The sequence below is a fragment of the Bradyrhizobium sp. 153 genome (genome assembly GCF_023073835.1).
In the GTDB taxonomy this organism is placed as follows: domain Bacteria; phylum Pseudomonadota; class Alphaproteobacteria; order Rhizobiales; family Xanthobacteraceae; genus Bradyrhizobium.
The window spans coordinates 87,736-107,274 of record NZ_JADPKH010000120.1 but is presented as its reverse complement, the minus strand read 5'-3'; the positions used below and the strand labels follow the sequence as shown (position 1 = coordinate 107,274).

Here is a 19,539-nt window from a genome sequence, read left to right as displayed (position 1 = left end):
TTGGAAGCCATGTCCATGTCCGACGACGACATCCTTGCTCCGCGCCGATCCCGTTCGGGAAGCGGCTCGCATGCGACCTTTGCGGCTAAGCAAGCGCGCGGGCCGATCATCGACCAGGAGGGTCACGAGATCCGCCCTGAGACGCTGGAGCAGGGATTTCGCGAGTTTCGCTTCGAATTCGGGCAAGGCAATCCGTTCGGCAATCTGACGCGCGAGCAGCGGATCGCGCGGCTCGAGGCGATCGCAAAGTTGCTCGACGTTGCCTTCATCCTGCCCGGCACCAATATCCGCTACGGTATCGACGGGCTGATCGGGCTGATCCCGGTCGTCGGCGACATCATCACCACCGCGATCTCGTTGTGGCTGGTGCGCGAGGCGAGGGCGTTGGGCGCGCCCTGGTACATCACGGCGCGCATGCTCGGCAATGTCGCGGTTGACGGCGTGTTCGGCCTGGTCCCGTTCGCGGGCGACGCCTTCGACGTCATGTTCCGCGCCAACATGCGCAACGTGCGGCTGCTCCGCCGCTGGCTGGAGAAGCAGCCGCGGATTTAAGCGTCGCGCGCATTCTTCGCCCATCCCCGCAAGCGGGGCGGGGGGAAACGCAAAAAGCGCGACGGCCCTTCGGCCATCGCGCTTTCAGCGCACATTACTTTCAGCGCACATTACATGGCTTTACGAAAGCTTACGCCGCGTCACATGGCTTTACGAAAGCTTACGCCGCGTCGGCATCGGTCTCCGCCGGCTTGCGACGGCGGGGCAACGGGAAGGCCTCACTCTCATAGAGCGAGCGGATGCCGTTCTGGTCGAAGCGCGCTTCCTCGACCTGGAGATAGGCGCCGTTCAGCGAATCCGTCGGCAACTGCTCCATCGCGAACTGCACGGCTTCGGCCGCGGTGCCGAACCGGCGATAGGTGAAGCCCGCGCGCTTCTTCTTGCGGATCGCGGCGGGGAAGAGTTCGGCGGAGGTGTTGAAGTTGAACGGACGCAGTGGACGCATGGTCAAAGACCTCGTGATCTTCTCTGGGGCTTTAAGCGCGTGGGGTTGGGGAGGGCAGAGGCCGCAATCGAGCGGGCCCGCCGCACATGGCATTTTCGTCCACTAATATAGGCCGATTTGACAAAAATGCGACCCCCGCGATGCGAGATGATGAATCCGCGCATGGCAGCCCCGCGCGCGCGATAAATCAAACAATTTCAAAGCGTTGCATGATTTACAACTTGCCGAGAAGCAACAGCACGACCAGCACCACGAGCACGACGCCGCCGATCCCCATGCCGGAATGGCCGAGGCCATAGCCATAACCGCCGATCCGGCCGGAGAGCCCGCCCAGCAGGTAGATGATCACCAGGATGATCAGGATGGTCCCGAGTGACATGGCATTCTCCCCTGACAGGCGCCAAATGCGATGGCCGCACCGCCACGAAAGAAAAGCCCATTGCGTTCGCCGGGTTCCGTAACGGAACCGGTGATGCCCCGAGTTTATTTCGGCTCGAGCTTCAGCGCGGCGGAGTTGATGCAGTAACGCAGGCCGGTTGGCCCAGGGCCGTCGGGGAAGACATGGCCGAGATGGCCGCTGCACTTGGCGCACAGCACCTCGGTGCGGATCATGCCGTGGCTGGTGTCGCGCTCCTCGTCGATATGGCTCTCGACGGCGGGCTGGGTGAAGCTCGGCCAGCCGCAGCCGGAATCGAACTTGGCATCCGAAGAGAACAGCTCGTTGCCGCAGCCGGCGCAGACATAGGTGCCGGCGCGCTCGTCGTGCTCATATTCGCCGGAGAAGGGACGTTCAGTCGCCTTCTCGCGCAGCACCGCGTACTGCATCGGCGTCAGCTCGCGCCGCCACTGCTCTTCGCTCTTGATGAGCTTGTCGTCAGTTGTTTTCGTCTTGGGATCGGGCATGGGTCTCCCGTTTCTCGCTCATGTCGTGATCAGTTGGTGGCCTTGCTGGCATTCACCAGCGTCGGCTTTTCAATGTAATTATCCGCGAACAGTTTTTTCAGGTTCTCGACCTTGGGGATGTCGTTATAGGCGATGTAAGGCTGGTTCGGGTGCAGCGTCAGATAATCCTGGTGATAGGCCTCGGCCGGATAGAACGCCTCCAGCGCGCCGACCTTGGTTACGATCGGCTTGTTGAAGACCCGGGCCGCGTTGAGCTGGGCGATATAGGCCTCCGCCACCTTCTTCTGCTCGTCGGAGGTGGTGAAGATCGCCGAGCGGTATTGCGGGCCCACGTCAGGGCCCTGCCGGTTGAGCTGGGTCGGATCGTGCACCACCGAGAAGTAGATCTGGAGAATCTTTCCGTACGTAATCTTCTTCGGGTCGTACTTGATCTCGACGGACTCGGCGTGACCGGTGCGGCCGCTCGAGACGGTCTGGTAGTCGGCAGTCGCCTTGGTGCCGCCGGCATAGCCGGAGACGGCGTTGACGACGCCCGCGGTGTGCTGGAAGACGCCCTGAACGCCCCAGAAGCAGCCGCCGGCGACGACGGCGGTCTGGATTCCGCTCGCGGGCGCTGCATCCATAGCGGGAGCGGGGATCACGACCGCATCCTCCGCGGCCATCGACGGCACGGTGAACGAAAACGCCAATGCGGCGGTCGCGGCAAACAGGGACAGGGTACGGAAAGGAATTCGGCTCATGGCGCATCCTCGTTCGAAGGCGTTAGTGTAGGGCGATTGGCGTCAAGCGAACAGCCCGCTTGGCGGCAGTTCGTTACCCGAGATACGGGCCGGCCGGGCCATTATTACTTAATGCCGGACACGAGTCCGTGAAGTGAGCAACTCGTCATTCCGGGCGGCTCGAGATTCTCAGCTGCGCAAGTGCACGCCATAGTTCGAGCTGCTCGGAATGGCCAGTGTCACGACGCTTCGGCCCCGAACCTTAAACGACGATGGAGAGCCGCTTCGCCGCGCGCGTGATCCCCGTATATAGCCAACGCGCCCTGGAGTCCTGGAACGCAAAGCTCTCGTCGAACAGCACGACGTCGTCCCATTGCGAGCCTTGCGACTTGTGCACCGTGAGCACGTAGCCGTAGTCGAACTCGTCATAGGGCTTGCGCTGCTCCCAGGCGATCTGCTCGACGCCGCCCTCGAAGCAGTCGGCGCGCACCGAGACCTTCGTCACCTTGTGGCCGAAATCCTCGTCCGGCGACAGCCGCATGCTGAGAATGCGCGATTTCGAGCGCGACGTGTTGCGCGACTTCACGCGCCACAGGCCGCCGTTGAACAGGCCCTTCTTGCGGTTGTTGCGCAGGCACACCAGCTTGTCGCCGGCGACCGGAAAGGCGTCCTCGATGTTCTGGCGCTGGCGCACCCGCATGTTGTAGGCGCGTCGGGTGTTGTTGCGGCCGACCAGCACCTGGTCGGCGCCCATGACCCGGTCGGGATCGAGCTCCTTGCGCGACACCACCTCGCTCTCGCCGTAACGGCCGATGTCGAGCTCGCGGCCTTCGCGCACATCCATCGACATCCGCACGATCGGATCGTCCTGGGCCTGGCGATGTACCTCGGTCAGCATCGCGTCGGGCTCCGAATTGGTGAAGAAGCCGCCGCCCTGGATCGGAGGAAGCTGCGCGGGATCGCCCAGCACCAGCAGCGGGCAATCGAACGACATTAGGTCCCGCCCCAATTCGGCGTCGACCATCGAGCATTCGTCGATCACGATCAGCTTGGCTTTTGAGGCCGGCGCGTCGTCCCACAGCTCGAAGCTCGGCTGCTCCTCGCCGGATTCGCGGGCGCGATAGATCAGGGAGTGAATGGTGGAGGCATCGTCGCAACCCTTGTTGCGCATCACCAGCGCCGCCTTGCCGGTGAAAGCGGCAAACTTCACCTCACCGTCGACGCCCTCGGCGATGTGCCGCGCCAGCGTGGTCTTGCCGGTGCCGGCAAAGCCGAACAGGCGGAACACCGGCGGCGTGCCGCCGCGGCCGGGTTTTGCTTTCAGCCAATCGCCAACGGCCTTGAGCGCGGCGTCTTGATGCGGGGTGAATGTCGGCATGGCTTTCCAGGAAGAGCGGGCGCCACACTTAAATGAGTCGCCACTGGCAAACTAACCGTTCGTTCGCTGCAATCAAGTCATTCTCCCGCACGGCGGAATTGCTGCTCCGTAGACAGCGTTGCCTCACGCACTAAGATGAGGCCAACAAGAACAATGTGGGAGAGCGACGCCATGAAGTTCGGCATCTTCTACGAGCTGCAATTGCCGCGGCCCTGGGTGGCCGGTGACGAGCTCAGGCTCTACCAGAACGCGCTCTCGCAGATGGAGCTCGCCGACAGGCTCGGCTACGACCATGCCTGGGTGGTCGAGCATCACTTCCTCGAGGAATATTCGCACTCGCCCTCGCCGGAATCCTTCCTGGCCGCTGCAAGCCAACGCACGCAGAAGATCAGGCTCGGCCATGGCATCCTTCAGCTCACCACCAACCACCCGGCACGCGTCGCCGAGCGCGTCGCGGTGCTCGACCTGCTCAGCAACGGCCGCTGCGAATTCGGCATGGGCGAGAGCGCGTCGATCACCGAGCTCGAGCCGTTCGGGCGCGACATGGAAAGCAAGAAGGAGGTGTTCGACGAGGCCGTGGCCGCGATCTTCCCGATGTTCAAAGACGGCGGCAGCGAGCATCACGGCAAGTACTTCGACATCCCCTTGCGCAACGTCGTCCCGAAGCCGGTGCAGAAGCCGCATCCGCCGCTGTGGATGGCATGCTCGCAACTGCCGACCATCGAGCGCGCCGGCCGCCACGGCTTCGGCGCGCTCGGCTTTCAGTTCGTCAGCGCCGATGCCGCCCACGCCTGGGTGCACGCCTACTACAATGCGATGACCAAGCGGCTCACCAAGCTTGCCGATTACGAGATCAACCCGAACATGGCGCTGGTCTCGTTCTTCATGTGCGCCAAGACCGACGAGGAGGCGCGTGCCCGCGCCGACGGCGCCACCTTCTTCCAGTTCGCGCTGCGCTTCTACGGCGCCGCGCAGAACCGCCAGCGGCCCGCGCCCGGCACGGTCAACATGTGGGACGAGTACAACAAGTGGAAGCGCGACAATCCGCAAGCCCAGGAGGCGGCGTTGCGCGGCGGCCTGATCGGCTCGCCCGAGACCATCCGCAGGAAGCTGAAGCGATTCCAGTCTTCGCATATCGATCAGGTCATCCTGCTCAATCAGGCCGGCAAGAACAGCCACGAGCACATCTGCGAATCGCTCGAGCTGTTCGGCCGCGAGGTGATGCCGGAGTTCCAGAACGATCCGGCGCAGGCGGCCTGGAAGCAGGGCGTCATGAGCGGCGAGATCAAGCTGGAGGAAATCGACACGCAGGCCTTCACCGACCGCTACGGCAAGCTCGCGATCAACGTCGCCCCGGTGAGGGCCGCGGCGGGCTAGGCTGTAAGTCATGCTGCTGACGCAATCTCTGTCTTAGTCGGCGACAACCTAAAACACTGCGTGGGAACCGCTCTGGTTCCCCACGACGGTTCCATAGCCAAGGGGTTGGCACGAATCCGCAAAACATCGGCGCAAGCTTTATGAACGCTTCCGCGTTTGCTTGCTCTGTTTGCGGTGCCGGGAACCGGCGATCGAAAAAATCATAGGAGTTATGATGCTGTTCCGCTCGAGCGCCGCACTTTGCGGCGCCCTGGTTGCGCTTGCCGTTTCTGTTACCGTTGCTCGTGGTGAAACGCGGGGAGTTCACTCAAGCACCGTCGTCGATGCTAGCTCCGAGAATGCGCTCGTCGGCGCTGCCTCCATGTACAATCCCTTTAAGCCCGGCAAGGAGGAGGGCGGTCCGCGCACAGCCTCCGGCGAGCGTTATGATCCCTCTGCCTGGACGGCTGCCATCAAGACGAGTTTGCGTCGGAGATTTGGCGGGGTCCCATTTGGCGTGAGGCCAAAGTTTGCCCTCGTCGAGGCCGTCGGCAAGAAGATCATCGTCAAGATAAATGACGTCGGACCACTCAGGCCCGGCCGCATCATTGACTTCAACGAGCGGACGATGCGCCATTTCGATCCAAGCCTGGAGCTCGGAGTCATTAAGGACGTAAAAGTTAGTCCGCTTTCAGGGGACAATTGGACACTGGGACCGGTGGGCTGAGAATCCAAGTTGGAAGAGGCAGTGCACGTCCCGGGACGGCGGGGCCGCCTTGACGGTCTAAAGTCTACGCATATCGACCAGATCACCCTGCTCAAGCAGGCCGGCAAGATGAGCCACGAGCACATCTGCCAATCGCTCGAGCTGTTCGGCCGCGAGGTGATGCCGGAGCTCCAGAACGTCCGGCGCAGGCGGCGTGGAAACAGGCCGCAAGGAACGGCGAGATCAAGCTGGAGGAAGTCGATACGCAGGTCCTTCACCGGCCGCTGCGGCAAGCTCGCGATCAACGTCGCGGCGGGGAAGGCGGCGGCGGGTTAGCGGGCCTGTGCAGCTGAACCGGTATGCGGTGATCAGTGCACAAGCGCGGCGTTTTGACCCGGAGCAGACCTCGCAGCCCGTTTCGTATCCAATCATGGCTAGATGGCGATCATTGCAACTTTGTCCCCTTTGGGTTGTTGCGGAAATGGCGATGCCCACTGCGGCGCCTGACGCAATCGGCCCGTCAGACGGCCGCGATCAGCTTCGCGAGCCAACGCGCTGCCTCTAGCGGCGAGCTCGGTTGGCGCACGTCATCCTTGTTTAGCAATTCGAGCGTCGGCCGATATCGGCGCGCGTGGCGCGTGCTGTCGATCGAGAGCAAAGCGGCACGCACGAGCGCCTAGCCCTAACGCAATGCGCGTCTCCGACGGTCAACGTCGCTCCTTATCGCGCTGGTCTCCCCGCTCTCGTCGTCACCAGCAAGCGCCAGGCAGCGCGAGGAACGATTCAACAAAGCGTGAGTTCGACCCTAAATCCAAGAAATAAAGCAAGAGGGTAAAGGCGATGACACGATCTGTGGAGGAGTTGAGACGCGAGTCCGAGCGCAACCGTGCAGAACTGGCGGCTACGGTAGGGCGACTAAAGGAGCAGATATCGGACACCGCCGACGACATTCGCCACAAGGTCTCGCCGCAGCACATCAAATCCGAAGTCACCGAATACGTCAGCCACAAGACCCAGAGTTGGGTCGAAGGGCTCAAGCAACAGATTATGGACAATCCGATGCGCGCAGTGGCCGCGGGCGCCGCAGTGGGAGTTCCGTTGCTGCGGTTGGCGCGAGGTGTGCCGTTGCCACTTCTGATGATCGGCGCCGGGCTTGCCCTGACTTCGAAGACAGTGCGGGATCGCGCTGCAGACGCCGCCGGTCCGGTCATGGATAATGCGGGGCGAATGCTAGAGGAGGTGACGGAGGGCGCCCGGGCCATGCAGGGCGATGCCAAGGAGACGCTATCCTCCGCTCAAAGCCGAGCCGCCGAGATGGCTGGTGACGCGCAGGACAAGGCCGCTGGAATTGCCGCTGATCTGCGGGCGGGCGCGGCTCGGGCCGCCAGTTTCGCGGGTGAAAAGCTCAAGAGCGGCATGGATGCAACCAAGGATGCCGCTGCCAGCGCGCCTGACCAGGCCCGTCAGACCATTGGCGACAATGCCGCCCTCATCGGAGGCTTGGGGATCGCGGTCGGCGCCATCATTGCTGCGGCTCTTCCCGAGACCAGGGCTGAAGCCAAGGTCATGGGGAGAGCAAGCGACGGAGTGAAGCAGGCCGCGGCGGCTGCGGCGCAATCCGGATTCGAGGCAGCGAAAGACGCGACCACATCGGCAGCCGATGTTGCGGCGCAAAAGGTCGGCGAGGCTGATCTCGGCGCCCACGCCAGCCGTATGACGCAGAACATGGCGGACACATTGAAAGAGGCTGCCGGCGACGTGGTCAAAGCTGCCTTTAGTCCCTCTCAAACCAACACTTGAAGGAAAACCATCATGAGCGATTTGGACCCGCACAACGTAACGCAGTTCGCAAAGGACCAGGACAAAGGCACCGCGAAGGATCTGAAAGGACAGATCGGCGATGCCGGAGCGGAGATGAAGCAGCGCGCCGGTGATGCTCTCCAGGCATCGGCTGATCTTGCGCGTGACAAATTTAGTGAGGCCGCGGATGCAGCAAAGGGGGTCGCGGAGGGAACCGTGGACCAGATCCAGAGCCAGGCCCGTGAGCAGCAGCGGTCCGGCGCCGATTTCATCGAGCGCCTGGCGGGCAATATCCGCGAAGCCGGCCGAGCTTTCGAGACCGACGTACCGTTCGCGGCACGTGGCATCGATTCCGCTGCCGACTATGTCGAGGACGCCGCCCAGAAGATCCGGGAAGGGAGCTTCCGGGATCTCGTCGAAGGCGCAACCGACTTCGCCAAACGTCAGCCTGCGGCCTTCCTCGGAATATCGGTGCTGGCAGGCTTTGCGGCCGTCCGCTTCCTGAAGGCATCGGGCGGACACTCGTCATCCCCAGGGCAGCGCGACACGACGAACAGATCGTCGCCGGGAAGCGGTCAGAAGCCGGGCGGGACCTCGTTTTCGGCGGGAGAACAGACCTGGTCTCAGGGGTCCGTGCGGCGTGGCCCTAATCCCCAACAAACCTCATCCACGCAGGGCAACACAGTACCATGAGCATCGAGCGCGATATCAAAACCAGTCAAAGCGAGTTCAGGGCGATCTCGACCCTGCTCGGCGATGCCATGTCGCAGTTCGCCAAGCTCTTCCAGAACGAGATAGAGCTGGCAAAGGCGGAGGTTGGCGAAAAGCTTCAAAAGATCGGCAGCGCGCTAGGCTTGATCGTAGGCGGTGCCGTTCTGGTGATCCCGGCGATCGTCATGGCACTGTTCGCCCTGTCCGCCGCATTGATCTCCGCGGGATGGTCGGAGCCGGTCTCTTATCTGACGTCGGCAATTATCGCGGCGGCCATCGCCGCCGTGCTGGTCGCCGTTGGCATCAACCGGCTTGATGCGCGTCATCTGGCCCCCAGGGAAACGATCGGCCAGCTCGAAAAGGATAAGGACACTGTGAAGGGAATGGTGCGATGAGCAGCACAAAAACCAGCTTTATGGACAATTTGGTGGCCGCTGCCCGGGAAAACCCGCTTGCCGCCGCGCTGATCGGAGGTGGAGCGCTCTGGCTGTTGGCCGGCGACCGGCAGCTTAAGACTGCGGCGCGTTCGGCTGCGGATGCCGTCGCGCCTGTCGTCGACCTTGGGACGAGCGGTCTCAGGTCGGCGGCATCCGCGATCAAGCAGACCGAGGCTCCCCCAACCGCACCTGAAATGGACAACGATCGGTCGACGGGCGTCGGAGAAACCTTGGGAGGCGCGACCGCTGCCGCTTCCGATGCGGTCTCGGGAGCGGCCGACAACGTCCGAGATCGTTTCGACGAGGGCGTCGCTTTCGCGCAGGAGAAATTCAGCAGGCTCGGCAATGCGTTTCCGGACAGGGAGGCCATAAACAACGCGAAGTCATCACTCGCCAATATGCTCGAACGGCAGCCGCTCGTGCTTGGGCTCGTGGGCATCGCGATCGGTGCGGCGGTTGCGGGCGCGTTTCGCGCCTCCGAGATCGAGAACAAGTATATCGGCGAGGTCAGCGACGATGTGAAAGCCGACCTGAACCGGCGCGCCGGCGCGGTGTCGCAGGCCATGCGTGAGGCCTCGGACACGGTTGTCGCAGAAATCAGCGACACCAGCGCCGAAGTTGTGGACCGAGTTAAGCAGGCCGGCACGGACGCTGCGGCAGCTGCCCGTGCCGAGGTGAAGTCTCTTTGATGAGACCAGAAAGGGGGCGCGCTGGCCGTCAACGGCGCGCGCCCTTTGCTCAAGCTTGATCAGGCAGGATGCTTCGCACGCAGGTCGCTGCGAGAAAAGCCCGGCCTTTTGTTCTTCAAATCGTGCGCCGTTGTCGTCCGGCGATGAGGCCATACACAAAGAGCACGATGATGGCCCCGACCACGGCGCCGATGAGTCCGGCACCCTCTCCAGGACGGTACCAGCCAAGGGCTTGGCCGAGGTAGGTGGCTACGAAGGCGCCAACGATCCCGAGGATGGTCGTAAGGATGAACCCGGAGGGTTCGTTGTCACCTGGCATGATGAACTTTGCGATCACCCCCGCGATAAAGCCGATAATGATGGTCCAAATAATGCTCATTCTCCACTCCTCCTGAACAAACAACGACGATGGCAGTGCGAAGGCTATGAGGTGGGTAAACGCCCCTCAGGCGTGTACTTGTCGATTGCCTGGGGAAGCTCGCGCGATAACCTTGCGAGGATCTCCTCGTGAGACAGCCCGGTTTCCCGCTCCAGCTTGTCCAGCACGTCGGGGCCGATTGCTTCCCGCAACTGCGAGGGCGAGATGTCCTTGTTGGGACCTGAACTGACCCAAGACCGAGCCGCGTCCCCGTGGCCGTTTTGGTCGAATTTCTCCAGCAGCTCGCCAATTCCGCCCTGCAGTAATCCTCCGACACCCGCCCCGCTCAGCATGCCCGTGAGATTGCCGAGCAGGCCGCCCAGCGGCTGGCGGGTGTTGGCGGGTTCAAGCGAGCCAGATCCCGGTCCTCTGAGCAACTCCGCCAGCTTGTCGCGGTTCTGATACCCGGCGATGGCTAGCAGTCCGAGCAGTGCGGTCATGGACGGCATTCCGCGGCTCATCTTGTAACTCCGTGATAAGGTTAGACAGCTCGAACTCGGCCAGTCCGGTTCTGTTCCTAGGCGTGCATTCGCAGCTCGCCGGAGCCGGTGCAGGCGAAACAGAAGCGGGCGTGATGAGCGGCCAATCGAGCTGGCGCCGCGTCAGTTCAATCCCAATATGGAATAGCCGGGCGGGCGATCATCAGCCAAAAGATAGCCAGCACGGCTGCGAACGCCGGAAATCCAAAGGCGAACCACCACCGGAAGAGACGGTCATACTCGGCAGGCAGCTTGGCGTCGGTCTCGACCGCACGCACGGCGAGATCGCGCATTCGCATCTGCATCCACACCACCGGCAGCCAGAAAGCGCCGGTCACCACATAGAGTGCGATGGACGCCGCAATCCACCCCTCGCGAAGAGAATACCCGCTCGACCAAGCGAGCCATGTGCCGGTGATCGGCTGCAGGACCACGGCGCTCGCCGTGAACAGGAAGTCGGCCAGCACGACCGTCCGCGCCACCCCCGCGATCTCGCGCAGGTCGCCGCGCAGATGCGCCACCAACATGAAGAAAGCGATGCCGGCACCCGTGCCGAGCAGGACCGCAGCACCGATGATGTGCACCATCTTGACCAGAAAATAGAGCATCAGCGATCCTCTCGGATCGCCATGGCGACCAGATTGAGCATCAGCACCGGCCAGATCTTCAGCATCGGTCCGAGCGGATCGGCCCACAGCCGCGGCACCAGCGCCGTACCGATCATGACATAGGTCAGCGAGATGATCAGTGCTGCCCGGAGCCCGTAAAGGCTAGCCGGCCGCCACAGAATGGCGAGACCGATGACGATGTCGGCGAGGGCTCCCGCAATGACGGTGAGGGCAGCGAACCTTTCTCCCAATCCGCCTTCCCGGACGTACGACATGCCGATCTCCCAGCCCGGTCCCAGGGAGATGATGCCGGTGACGATCCAGAACAGACCGAAAACGCCGAATATCAGCGGCTTCAGCGCATACAGCCGCGCAAACCAACGCTCCTGCACCGAGGCGGGCTCGCTTGCGAGCGCGGCTGCAAGGTCACGCGGCACGATGCCCGTGGCCTGACGCCAGGGCTCGGGATCGCCGGTCGCGCCGCGCCGCATCTCGGCCTGCGCCGTCGAGTTGACGGGCGTTGCCCAGCCCAGCATCTGGGCAACGTCCCCGGCGCGGTAAGCTGCCGAAGCCGCCCAGGAAGGCAGGTGCAGCCGGTAAGCCGGCCTCCAGCGCAGCCACGAGCGAAACAGCGCGACCGCGTCGCTGAAGGCCATCCGCTGCGGACCGGCCAGATCGAGTGCGAGACGAGAAGGCGCGCCGGGTTGCAGGAAGAACAGGACCGTGTCGACGACGTCGTCGAGATGCACAGGTTGAATAGCTGCCGTATCGGGCATGATCGGTAGGACCGGCAGGGAGGCCAGTCCTCGCAACAATGCGCTGCCACCATAGGCGGGCCGCCCTACAACGACTGAAGGCCGCAGCACGACCCAATCGAGGTCCCGCGCCATCAAGGCGGCTTCGCCGTCGCGTTTGGTGCGCGAAAAATCGGTCCGGGCATCGCGATTGCTGCCGATCGCCGAGAAGAGGATGACACGGCGGACGCCGGCGCTTTCACACGCAGCATAAAGTGCCGCGCTGCCGGCGACATGAACGCCTTGCATGTCCTGCCCCTGCAGGGCACCCGCCGCATTGATGACGGCATCGACGCCCGCAAGAATGCCCTTCCACTTCGAAGCGTCGGTGGTCCGGGCAACATCGAGGGTGATGTGGTGCGCATTGGGTGCCGCCGGATGACGCGACACCAATACGCATTCATGCCCGTCGGCGGAGAGCCTGGCGTGGATTGCCGATCCAATAAGCCCCGTCCCCCCAACGAGCAGGATGCGCATCGACTGGTCCCTCAATTGGTCGCCCCGGGGAACGCAAACCGCTGATCAATTCTGAAGGCGCAGACGAATAAAGCAGGGCTGATGTAATGGTTCCTCGCGGCGGAACAGGTGAGTTTGGTGCAGACAGCGCCTTGTCGCGACCGCCCTTGCCGCAGATGTTGCGTCGCCATCGATATGAGAGGGTCGCCGCGCCGACGCTAGATTACCGGACGCGGCGGCGGCGCAGGACCTGTACGGAGAAGCGGGAAGGTGGCGATTCTCGAGCTGAAATAAAAATGTGCATCGCCGGAATTGCGTTTCTTGACCCAAGCCTCCGTATGACCTGGGGCGCCGCCGAGCACCTGATCGTCTCGAGTCTCAGTCCTGCAACAAGCGAACTCCTGGAATGGCCATGGCAAAACATCGGATCTACACAACGAGCTTCGCAAGCGTTTACCCACTTTACGTCGCGAAAGCAGAGAAGAAAGGACGCAGCAAAGCCGAGATCGATCAGATCATCTCCTGGCTGACGGGCTATGGTCAGAAGGAGCTGGAAGCTGAACTGGAAAAACAGACGGACTTCGAGACCTTCTTTGCAAAGGCCCCCAAGATCAATCCTTCCCGATCCCTGATCAAAGGCGTGATTTGCGGCGTCCGAGTGGAGGATATCAAAGAACCAACGATGCGAGAGATCCGGTATCTCGATAAGCTGGTCGATGAGCTGGCCCGGGGAAAAACGATGGACAAGATTTTGCGAAAGGAGTGATTCTCGAGCGCCTGATTGAGCTCTTTGCGAACCCATCGGCCCAACGGGCGGATACCGCTCCATCTGATCGCGAGGATGAGGCAGCAGCTGCTGGTGCAATACCGGCCGTGTTCCGCTCTCCAACTTCCGGCGAAATCCCGTTCCTGCTATCCTCCAACAAAAGAACATCTTGCGGAGGAAAACGATGCGGTCTCAGCCGGTGCCCGCATATCCAGCGGCTGGCGATACAACGTCGGCGGTGCTCGCCATCGGACGCCCCGATTTCCCAAATGTCCTGATCGATACGCTGCGGCGGCAGGCCGATGTCGGCCATTGCATGGTGTTTGCGCTGACCCGTGCCGGCGCTGCGCGCTGCCTGCTCGATGCCGGCAACATCCCGATCGGCGGCGATCTCGGCGCGGCCTATGCCGGACAGTTCCACGAATCCGATCCCAACCGCGATGCGCTGTTCGAGCGCGAGGGCGGCGCGCCGATCATGCTGCCTGCGTTCGCGCCGCGCATGTATGGCGCGCGCTACCGGAAAATCTTCTTCCAGGATTCGGGCATCGTCGACAAATGCGCGACTGCGATCTGGACTGGCGACACCTGCTTCTACGTCAACTTCTACCGCATCGCCGCGCAAGGTCGCTTCAGCGCCCTGCAGCGAGAGCGCCTTGAGGCGATCGCGCCGGCGATCGCCGCGAGCGTTGCCCGCCATTTTCAGCACACTGCAACGCCAGACCGGACGCTCGCCGGGTTGTTCGCGAGCTGCGCGCCGCTTGCCGCCCTCACGCCGCGCGAGCAGGAGGTCTGCCGGCGCATCCTCGCCGGCTTCAGCTCCGAGGCGATCTCGAAAGACCTCGGCGTCAGCCTGCATTCGACCCTGACCTATCGCAAGCGTGCCTATGAGCGGCTCGGCATCTCCTCGCAGAGCGAGCTGTTTGCGATCGTCCTGCGCCTGCTAGCGTGCAGTCTGAACTAAGGCGCGGACTCGGGGTCCGCGATATCCACTTGCGAGGTAAAGCGGATACGCGGTCCCGCCTCCGGGACCGTCGCCTCGCGACCCGCAGCCGACAACACTCCTCCGGCCTCCGGCGAGCCGCATTGAACTCTCCAGCTCCGCTCGCCATGTGTGGGAGACAGCTTGGAGCAAACAATGAAGCAGCTTTTCACCTGTGTGGCGACCGTGGGCTGCCTGGTCACCTTCCACTCCGTCGCGCAAGCCCGCTCTGCATTCGACGGATCCTGGGACCTCATTTTCGTGACGCAAAGAGGACCTTGCGATGCGACCTATAATTTCACCGTCAACATCACCGACGGAATAGTTACACATCCGAATCTAGTCAGGTTCAGAGGCCACGTGGCGCGTTCCGGCGCGGTTCGGGCCTCGGTGACAGTTCAGGACAAATTCGCCTCCGGCTCAGGTAGACTCTCGAGCAATGTTGGCCGCGGGACGTGGAGCGGCCATTCAGGAAACGCGCGCTGTTCAGGCTACTGGACCGCACAGCGCAATTGGGCGCGCTGAGCCAATGTCGGAGTGGCCCGCAGGGAGCAGAGAACGCTCGCTGATTGCCTATGGCCCGAGTAGAATCAATCGACGGTATGGTTGACAGTTTGCGAGGCTCCCTGCGAAGCCAACGTGCGCGGACGTACCTGTGGAATAGAGGACTGACTCGCTCTCGCTATCAGTCTCAAGACGGCCAAAGCACTTGGTGCGATCATTCGGCCACCGCCGGACAGCCGCACGAAGTTATCGGCTGAGATCTGGTGTTGGCCCGAATGCGAATTCCGGACGCAACGTTCAAGGGTCCGCTCATCAGGGAAAACCGGAAATGACAAGCCATTCGCGTGACCTGCGCTGTTGACCCGAAGCGGGCGTAATCAGAGCAATGGCTTCTTCATCAGAAAAGTCGATCCGTCCGGACGTTCTTCGAAGTGAACAAGTTCGTATCCGAGCTTTGTATAGAACGGTTTTGCCGTAATCGAGGACGATAACCAGAGCTCAGACAAGCCCTTGCCGACAGCATGTCTCTCCAGATACTCGACTGAGCGTCTTCCGATGCCTCCACCTTGGTGTTCCGGAGCGACGAACAAAGAGTGCAGCTTTCCCTGGCCAAGGCTGACCGTCCCGACAACGACGCAATCACTCGCGGCTACGAATACGTCCCGCTGCTCCATTTTTTCGATGACCCTGTCGAGCGCGAAATTCGCACAAATCAATTCAATGATCGCCTGATTGTAGTCGCGCGAATTCGATACGCGCACCGCATCTTGAATGAGCGTGCTCAGTGCACTTGCATCGGCCGTCGAGGCCTTTCGTATCTCGTGATGGATCATCAATATCAGTCACACTATGCAGCCTCCAGAGCCTCTACCTCAGCGCGCAAAGAACAGATGTCGCAAGTTCCTTTCGCAAGCAGAACAGCGTCTCATGTTGGCCCGTAGCTGCCTCGCCCAACCATCCAACGACCGTCTGCTTTCAGGTGGAGAGCGGATTAGGGCCGTGAAGTCTCTTCGCTTCAGCATGTGACCCCAAACCCGAAGTCGGCCCCTGGGGGGTGGTGCGCTTGCGGAGGCGAAGATCGGTAACCTCGAGATAAACGATCTCTGAACTGCCCGTTCGGCCGGCGTTCATATCATCCCTTTAGGATCTCCACACAGTAGTGAACCCCAGCCGTAGTTTGCAGCCGTGGAACCGAATCACGCGCTCGATAATTTGCGCAGGGACATACTCACAATGGAGGAGACACAATGAAGAAGCTTCTCATTTCGGCTGCTGCCGCTGCAATCATGACCGGCGCTGCCTCCGCCCAGACGGAATTTTATGTAGTGCAAGACACCTCCACGAAGAAATGCACGATCATGGACAAGAAGCCGACCACCACAACCGCCGTCATTGTTGGCGACGGCAAGGTGTTCAAGACACGCACTGAAGCTGAGACCGGGATGAAGACCATCAAGGTCTGCGCGCACTAAGGGAGCGGTGGCGAGAAGCGATGACTCCCACTCCGTCCGCTCCCATCGACAAGAGAGAGGCCGCCGAAGTGGCCCCCTCTATTCATCGGAACATACCAACTGGAGGATCAGCCATGTTGAAAGGAATGCGCAAGTATGCATTCAGCGCCGCAGCGGCAACTGCGCTTTTTGTAATCCCGATCTCGGCCTTTTCCCAATCCTTTGAGATTGGACCGGGAGGCGTCCGAGGGTACGACCGTCGAGGGGGCGGGCAATGCGAGCAATTGCGGCTTGCCTGCGAAAACAAGGACGCGCTAGGGGAACGGGGCGAAGGAAATTGCCGCAGGTATCGGGAGACCTGCCAAAGACCAGTACGCAGGGATGTGTGCGCCGAATTGAGACAGGCCTGCCTCTACAAGAACGAGCTGGGCGAACAAGGCGCAGGAAATTGCCGCAGGTACCGCGAGACTTGTCGGGGGCGCCTGTAAAGGTCTCGCCAATTTTCAGGGTGGCGGAGTGGTCCGGCATCGCTTGGCACTGCCCCGCGCACTCGTCATCGCGAAGGCCGCCTCAGTTGGCGGCCTCGTTCATATCAGGCCACCCGCGCCATGTCGCCTACTGGCCCGAATGCGAAGTCTAAGCGCCAAACAGTCTGCTTGTCGGGGGTGACCGGAAATGGCGATGCGCCCGCGAGCGATAGCCTTTGCGCTCGCGGCCGGTTGTTCAAGGACGTCCGACAAGCAATGGCAGCACGTCTGCACCGCCCGCCATGAGCGGATTCGACGGCTCGAAATGTTCCCGCAATTCTCGCTTCCGGACGAGTGAGCGCGCATCGAGAAACGCATCCTTCAGGCTGACGGCTTTCCGGAGCGCGACGTTGAAAAAAGCGTCGCCAAAATAGGTCCACTTGGCCTTGTCCTGGCAGCCGAACGACGAATGCTTGTCATCGGCCGCGGTGATGACCAGCACATCGGGAGTCGCCAGGCGCGGGATAAAAACCCCGGAATAACAAGCCGAGATCACCACCACCTTGTGTCGCACACCTGTCTTCGCGAGCATGTCGCGGAGATGAGATGGTGTGAGCGTTTGTGTGAGCCGCCCCGCCTTGATTGCAAGGCCATCAGGAGAGCCATGCGAGGTGAGAATCAAAAAGAGAACATCTTTCTCGGCATCCAAGCGGTTGGCTGCCGTCTGCAACGACTTGGCCAGAGCTTCGATCGTTGCATTTCCCCCTTTCTTGGAATTGTACTCCACGTTGATCGGTCCCGTCTCGAAACGGCCGGCCACGACCTGAGCCGCGCCGGTCGCCTCGGATCTAAACACGCCTTGATCCCCGTACAGGCCAAAGGACACCACGCCAACCTTTCCAGCGTCCGCAATCGCATGGACCGGAGGAACCAACGACCAGATGGTCAGAAAAAAAACGACGAGCGGCGCGCCGAGCCGCCTGATCGAGGACCTGGAGGTCATCGCGAACCTCGTTTCGAGATCGCCGCTACAGAACTGCGGCTCAACACAAAATAGCGGAAATCCAGTGAATTTCCATCCTTCGGAATGGCACGTGCAAGGGTCCGGATACGGCCCATTGCATCCTTTGACGCGGTGTAGCTAGGAGTCCGTTCACAGGGACAGGCCGGGAGTTCGCGTCCGAGGGCCGGATCGTGGGTCGACCGCAAACTGCCCAGTTCAACAGCTAATTATCATTGCCAACGAAACCTGAGCCCCACGATGAGCCCTCGACGGATGGATGAAGGCTTTTACGGTCCCATCCTCGCCGAAGCGGGATGTCCGGGCACCTGGAAGCGCTTGCCTGTGTCCGTGATGTTACTGCCATCGACCTTCAGAATGGAGAAGTCCTGCGTCAGATAGTTGCCGATGAGAAGGTACTTGCCGTCGGGCGTGAAGACAGCAGCCTCGGGCAAGCCGCCGACCTCGATGTCTGCGGTCTTGCTCACTTTCTTGCCGTCGATCTTGAGAACCGAGATGCTACCGTTCTTTTCGTAGAAGTATGCGTTCTTCATGTTGGAACCGCGCAGAATGACCGCAACCGCGACGTCGCCCTTGGGGCTGATTGCAAGCCCCTCGGGGCCGTCGCCCACCACCACGCGATCGATGATGCGTGGCGGATTGGCCTCCAAATCGATGACGCTCGTGGTATCCACACTTCCATCGGAAGCACCTGCGTTGCCGTTATCCGAGGTCAGGGCGATTTTCCCGCCGGGTGCGGCCGCGACATTGTAGGGCCACTGGCCGGCCGGCAGATCGATCTTGTTGTACGTCACCTTATCGCCCGCGATGTCCAGCATGGAGACTTTGTGAGCAGGGAAGCGGGCGACCAGGGCTCGCTTGCCATCAGGGGTGAACGTCACGTGCGATGGACTGTCCGGCATCGCAACGGTGTCCGTGATCTTCACGTCAGTGCCGTTCACGGAGAGGACGCTGATCGAATTGTCTCCGCGATTGGCGACCAGTGCCATCTTGCCATCTGGACTGAAGCTGAGCCCGGAAGGTTGTTTCCCGCCAGTGAGCGTTGCAGCCAGCTTGGGCGGATTGGCCTGCAGGTCGACGACGTAAATCTTGTTGTCCAGCACCTGTTTCAGCGTGTCGCCCTCCTTGACGACGTCGACCGAGTCGGCGACCAGCGCCACGGTTCCGCTGGGATCGATCGCAACGTTCACGGGCGGTCCGACCACTGAGTTCTTCAGCGGCAGGGCACCGATGATCTTGGGGGTTTCAGGAGAGGCGAGATCAACGATGAGAACCTGATCCTTACCAGGTGCAGACAGAACGGGCTTGCCGCTTTCGTCCCACAGAAGCTTCTCATCGAGGCCGACGATCAAGAGCGGCTTCGCGTGCCCAGTGCTAAAGCTCGTACTGAGCAGCATGACGGCCGCAAATGATAATCCTATGGCACGGTTACGCCACATCTTGGCATCCTCCCGAAAATGACGCCCGCCTCTGCAGGGCTGGTCTTAGCAGTTTACGAGGTGAGGCTTTCGTTCGCTAGTGGTGCCTCGTCTGATCTCCTGGCTTCTCGCCTGTCGCCCTCAGATGGTCATCGAGGGCTTGGCGGGTCGCCTCGGTAAGCTCGAATTTGACGGGACGACCGGTCTTCTTCTGGCGGACACTGGCTCGATCGGCCGCATAGCCGCTGGGTGCGATATCATCGACTTTGAGGGCGACAACGTCGCAACCACGAAGTTTGCTATCGATAGCGACGTTGAACAGCGCCAGATCGCGAATCCGACCTTCGACCTGGAGCTTTGTTCGAATGGACCAGACGTGCTTGGGACGGAGTGGCGGCTTCGCGCCAACGATCTTTCCCTTATTCCACGGTCGCCGCTTGGCGACGTTCACGTTGGGGCTTGGGACATCAGTCATGATGACC

General features: G+C 61.7%; 23 protein-coding genes and 1 pseudogene. 11 read left to right on the top strand and 13 right to left on the bottom strand.

Annotated elements, in window-relative coordinates:
* Positions 1 to 9: 9 nt before the first annotated feature.
* Positions 10 to 552: a DUF4112 domain-containing protein gene (locus IVA91_RS28290; protein ID WP_247280130.1), complete on the top strand. Its 543-nt coding sequence runs from the start codon at positions 10 to 12 to the stop codon at positions 550 to 552.
* A 160-nt stretch (positions 553 to 712) separates the two neighbouring features.
* Here IVA91_RS28290 and IVA91_RS28285 read toward each other — a convergent pair whose 3' ends face one another.
* The 5 genes from IVA91_RS28285 to IVA91_RS28265 form a co-directional block, all read right to left on the bottom strand.
* Positions 713 to 997, bottom strand: a complete 285-nt coding sequence (locus IVA91_RS28285) for a hypothetical protein (RefSeq protein WP_247280129.1) — start codon at positions 995 to 997, stop codon at positions 713 to 715.
* A gap of 214 nt (positions 998 to 1,211) precedes the next feature.
* Complete coding sequence (locus IVA91_RS28280; protein WP_060737078.1) at positions 1,212 to 1,376, bottom strand: DUF3309 family protein; 165 nt, start codon at positions 1,374 to 1,376, stop codon at positions 1,212 to 1,214.
* Between the two features lie 104 nt (positions 1,377 to 1,480).
* Positions 1,481 to 1,900, bottom strand: a complete 420-nt coding sequence (gene msrB / locus IVA91_RS28275; RefSeq protein WP_247280128.1) for a peptide-methionine (R)-S-oxide reductase MsrB — start codon at positions 1,898 to 1,900, stop codon at positions 1,481 to 1,483.
* Positions 1,901 to 1,929: 29 nt separating this feature from the next.
* Entirely contained in the window at positions 1,930 to 2,640 is a 711-nt protein-coding gene (msrA, locus tag IVA91_RS28270) for a peptide-methionine (S)-S-oxide reductase MsrA (protein ID WP_247280127.1), read from the bottom strand.
* Positions 2,641 to 2,881: 241 nt separating this feature from the next.
* Positions 2,882 to 3,997: an ATP-dependent RecD-like DNA helicase gene (locus tag IVA91_RS28265; RefSeq protein WP_247280126.1), complete on the bottom strand. Its 1,116-nt coding sequence runs from the start codon at positions 3,995 to 3,997 to the stop codon at positions 2,882 to 2,884.
* A gap of 171 nt (positions 3,998 to 4,168) precedes the next feature.
* On the opposite strand from IVA91_RS28265, the gene IVA91_RS28260 reads away from it, so the two are divergent.
* From IVA91_RS28260 to IVA91_RS28230, 7 genes are all read left to right on the top strand, one after another.
* Positions 4,169 to 5,374, top strand: coding sequence for an LLM class flavin-dependent oxidoreductase (locus IVA91_RS28260; RefSeq protein WP_247280125.1), 1,206 nt, complete (start codon positions 4,169 to 4,171; stop codon positions 5,372 to 5,374).
* A 211-nt stretch (positions 5,375 to 5,585) separates the two neighbouring features.
* On the top strand, positions 5,586 to 6,080 hold the full coding sequence (locus IVA91_RS28255; protein ID WP_247280124.1) for a septal ring lytic transglycosylase RlpA family protein: 495 nt from the start codon (positions 5,586 to 5,588) through the stop codon (positions 6,078 to 6,080).
* A gap of 21 nt (positions 6,081 to 6,101) precedes the next feature.
* On the top strand, positions 6,102 to 6,395 hold the full coding sequence (locus IVA91_RS28250; protein ID WP_247280123.1) for a hypothetical protein: 294 nt from the start codon (positions 6,102 to 6,104) through the stop codon (positions 6,393 to 6,395).
* A gap of 516 nt (positions 6,396 to 6,911) precedes the next feature.
* A complete protein-coding gene (locus IVA91_RS28245; protein WP_346015533.1) occupies positions 6,912 to 7,859 on the top strand; it encodes a DUF3618 domain-containing protein in 948 nt (315 codons plus the stop codon).
* 12 nt (positions 7,860 to 7,871) lie between these two features.
* Positions 7,872 to 8,552: a hypothetical protein gene (locus tag IVA91_RS28240; protein WP_247280121.1), complete on the top strand. Its 681-nt coding sequence runs from the start codon at positions 7,872 to 7,874 to the stop codon at positions 8,550 to 8,552.
* Positions 8,549 to 8,965 carry a phage holin family protein gene (locus IVA91_RS28235; protein ID WP_247280120.1) on the top strand — a complete coding sequence of 139 codons (417 nt, stop codon included), beginning with the start codon at positions 8,549 to 8,551 and terminating at the stop codon, positions 8,963 to 8,965. The genes IVA91_RS28240 and IVA91_RS28235 overlap by 4 nt, the downstream gene beginning before the upstream one ends.
* Complete coding sequence (locus tag IVA91_RS28230) at positions 8,962 to 9,696, top strand: hypothetical protein (protein WP_247280119.1); 735 nt, start codon at positions 8,962 to 8,964, stop codon at positions 9,694 to 9,696. Before IVA91_RS28235 ends, IVA91_RS28230 begins: the two co-directional genes overlap by 4 nt.
* A gap of 115 nt (positions 9,697 to 9,811) precedes the next feature.
* Here the strand turns inward: IVA91_RS28230 and IVA91_RS28225 are convergent, their stop codons facing one another.
* The 4 genes from IVA91_RS28225 to IVA91_RS28210 all read right to left on the bottom strand — a co-directional run bounded on the left by IVA91_RS28225 (position 9,812) and on the right by IVA91_RS28210 (position 12,472).
* Positions 9,812 to 10,075, bottom strand: a complete 264-nt coding sequence (locus IVA91_RS28225) for a GlsB/YeaQ/YmgE family stress response membrane protein (RefSeq protein ID WP_247280118.1) — start codon at positions 10,073 to 10,075, stop codon at positions 9,812 to 9,814.
* A gap of 44 nt (positions 10,076 to 10,119) precedes the next feature.
* Positions 10,120 to 10,575, bottom strand: a complete 456-nt coding sequence (locus tag IVA91_RS28220; protein ID WP_247280117.1) for a YidB family protein — start codon at positions 10,573 to 10,575, stop codon at positions 10,120 to 10,122.
* Between the two features lie 146 nt (positions 10,576 to 10,721).
* A complete protein-coding gene (locus tag IVA91_RS28215; protein WP_247280116.1) occupies positions 10,722 to 11,201 on the bottom strand; it encodes a DUF2269 domain-containing protein in 480 nt (159 codons plus the stop codon).
* A complete protein-coding gene (locus IVA91_RS28210) occupies positions 11,201 to 12,472 on the bottom strand; it encodes an SDR family oxidoreductase (protein WP_247280115.1) in 1,272 nt (423 codons plus the stop codon). The genes IVA91_RS28215 and IVA91_RS28210 overlap by 1 nt, the downstream gene beginning before the upstream one ends.
* Before the next feature lie 391 nt (positions 12,473 to 12,863).
* On the opposite strand from IVA91_RS28210, the gene IVA91_RS28205 reads away from it, so the two are divergent.
* Together IVA91_RS28205 and IVA91_RS28200 are read left to right on the top strand one after the other, a co-directional pair.
* Positions 12,864 to 13,217: a DUF2200 domain-containing protein gene (locus IVA91_RS28205; protein ID WP_247280276.1), complete on the top strand. Its 354-nt coding sequence runs from the start codon at positions 12,864 to 12,866 to the stop codon at positions 13,215 to 13,217.
* A gap of 184 nt (positions 13,218 to 13,401) precedes the next feature.
* Positions 13,402 to 14,178, top strand: a complete 777-nt coding sequence (locus IVA91_RS28200; RefSeq protein ID WP_247280114.1) for a helix-turn-helix transcriptional regulator — start codon at positions 13,402 to 13,404, stop codon at positions 14,176 to 14,178.
* Between the two features lie 899 nt (positions 14,179 to 15,077).
* On the opposite strand, the gene IVA91_RS28195 is transcribed toward IVA91_RS28200, so the two are convergent.
* Positions 15,078 to 15,533: a GNAT family N-acetyltransferase gene (locus IVA91_RS28195; protein ID WP_247280113.1), complete on the bottom strand. Its 456-nt coding sequence runs from the start codon at positions 15,531 to 15,533 to the stop codon at positions 15,078 to 15,080.
* Between the two features lie 414 nt (positions 15,534 to 15,947).
* On the opposite strand from IVA91_RS28195, the gene IVA91_RS28190 reads away from it, so the two are divergent.
* The gene (locus IVA91_RS28190; RefSeq protein WP_247280112.1) at positions 15,948 to 16,172 is read left to right on the top strand and encodes a hypothetical protein; all 225 of its coding nucleotides are present in this window, start codon (positions 15,948 to 15,950) and stop codon (positions 16,170 to 16,172) included.
* Between the two features lie 702 nt (positions 16,173 to 16,874).
* Here IVA91_RS28190 and IVA91_RS28185 read toward each other — a convergent pair.
* The 3 genes and pseudogenes from IVA91_RS28185 to IVA91_RS28175 form a co-directional block, all read right to left on the bottom strand.
* Entirely contained in the window at positions 16,875 to 17,621 is a 747-nt protein-coding gene (locus tag IVA91_RS28185; protein ID WP_247280111.1) for a C13 family peptidase, read from the bottom strand.
* A gap of 287 nt (positions 17,622 to 17,908) precedes the next feature.
* Positions 17,909 to 19,036 (bottom strand): beta-propeller fold lactonase family protein, encoded by a 1,128-nt coding sequence (locus IVA91_RS28180; RefSeq protein WP_247459695.1) that lies wholly within the window; start codon positions 19,034 to 19,036, stop codon positions 17,909 to 17,911.
* A gap of 175 nt (positions 19,037 to 19,211) precedes the next feature.
* Positions 19,212 to 19,532 (bottom strand): annotated as a pseudogene (locus IVA91_RS28175) (integrase); the annotation flags it as partial.
* Positions 19,533 to 19,539 lie beyond the last annotated feature (7 nt).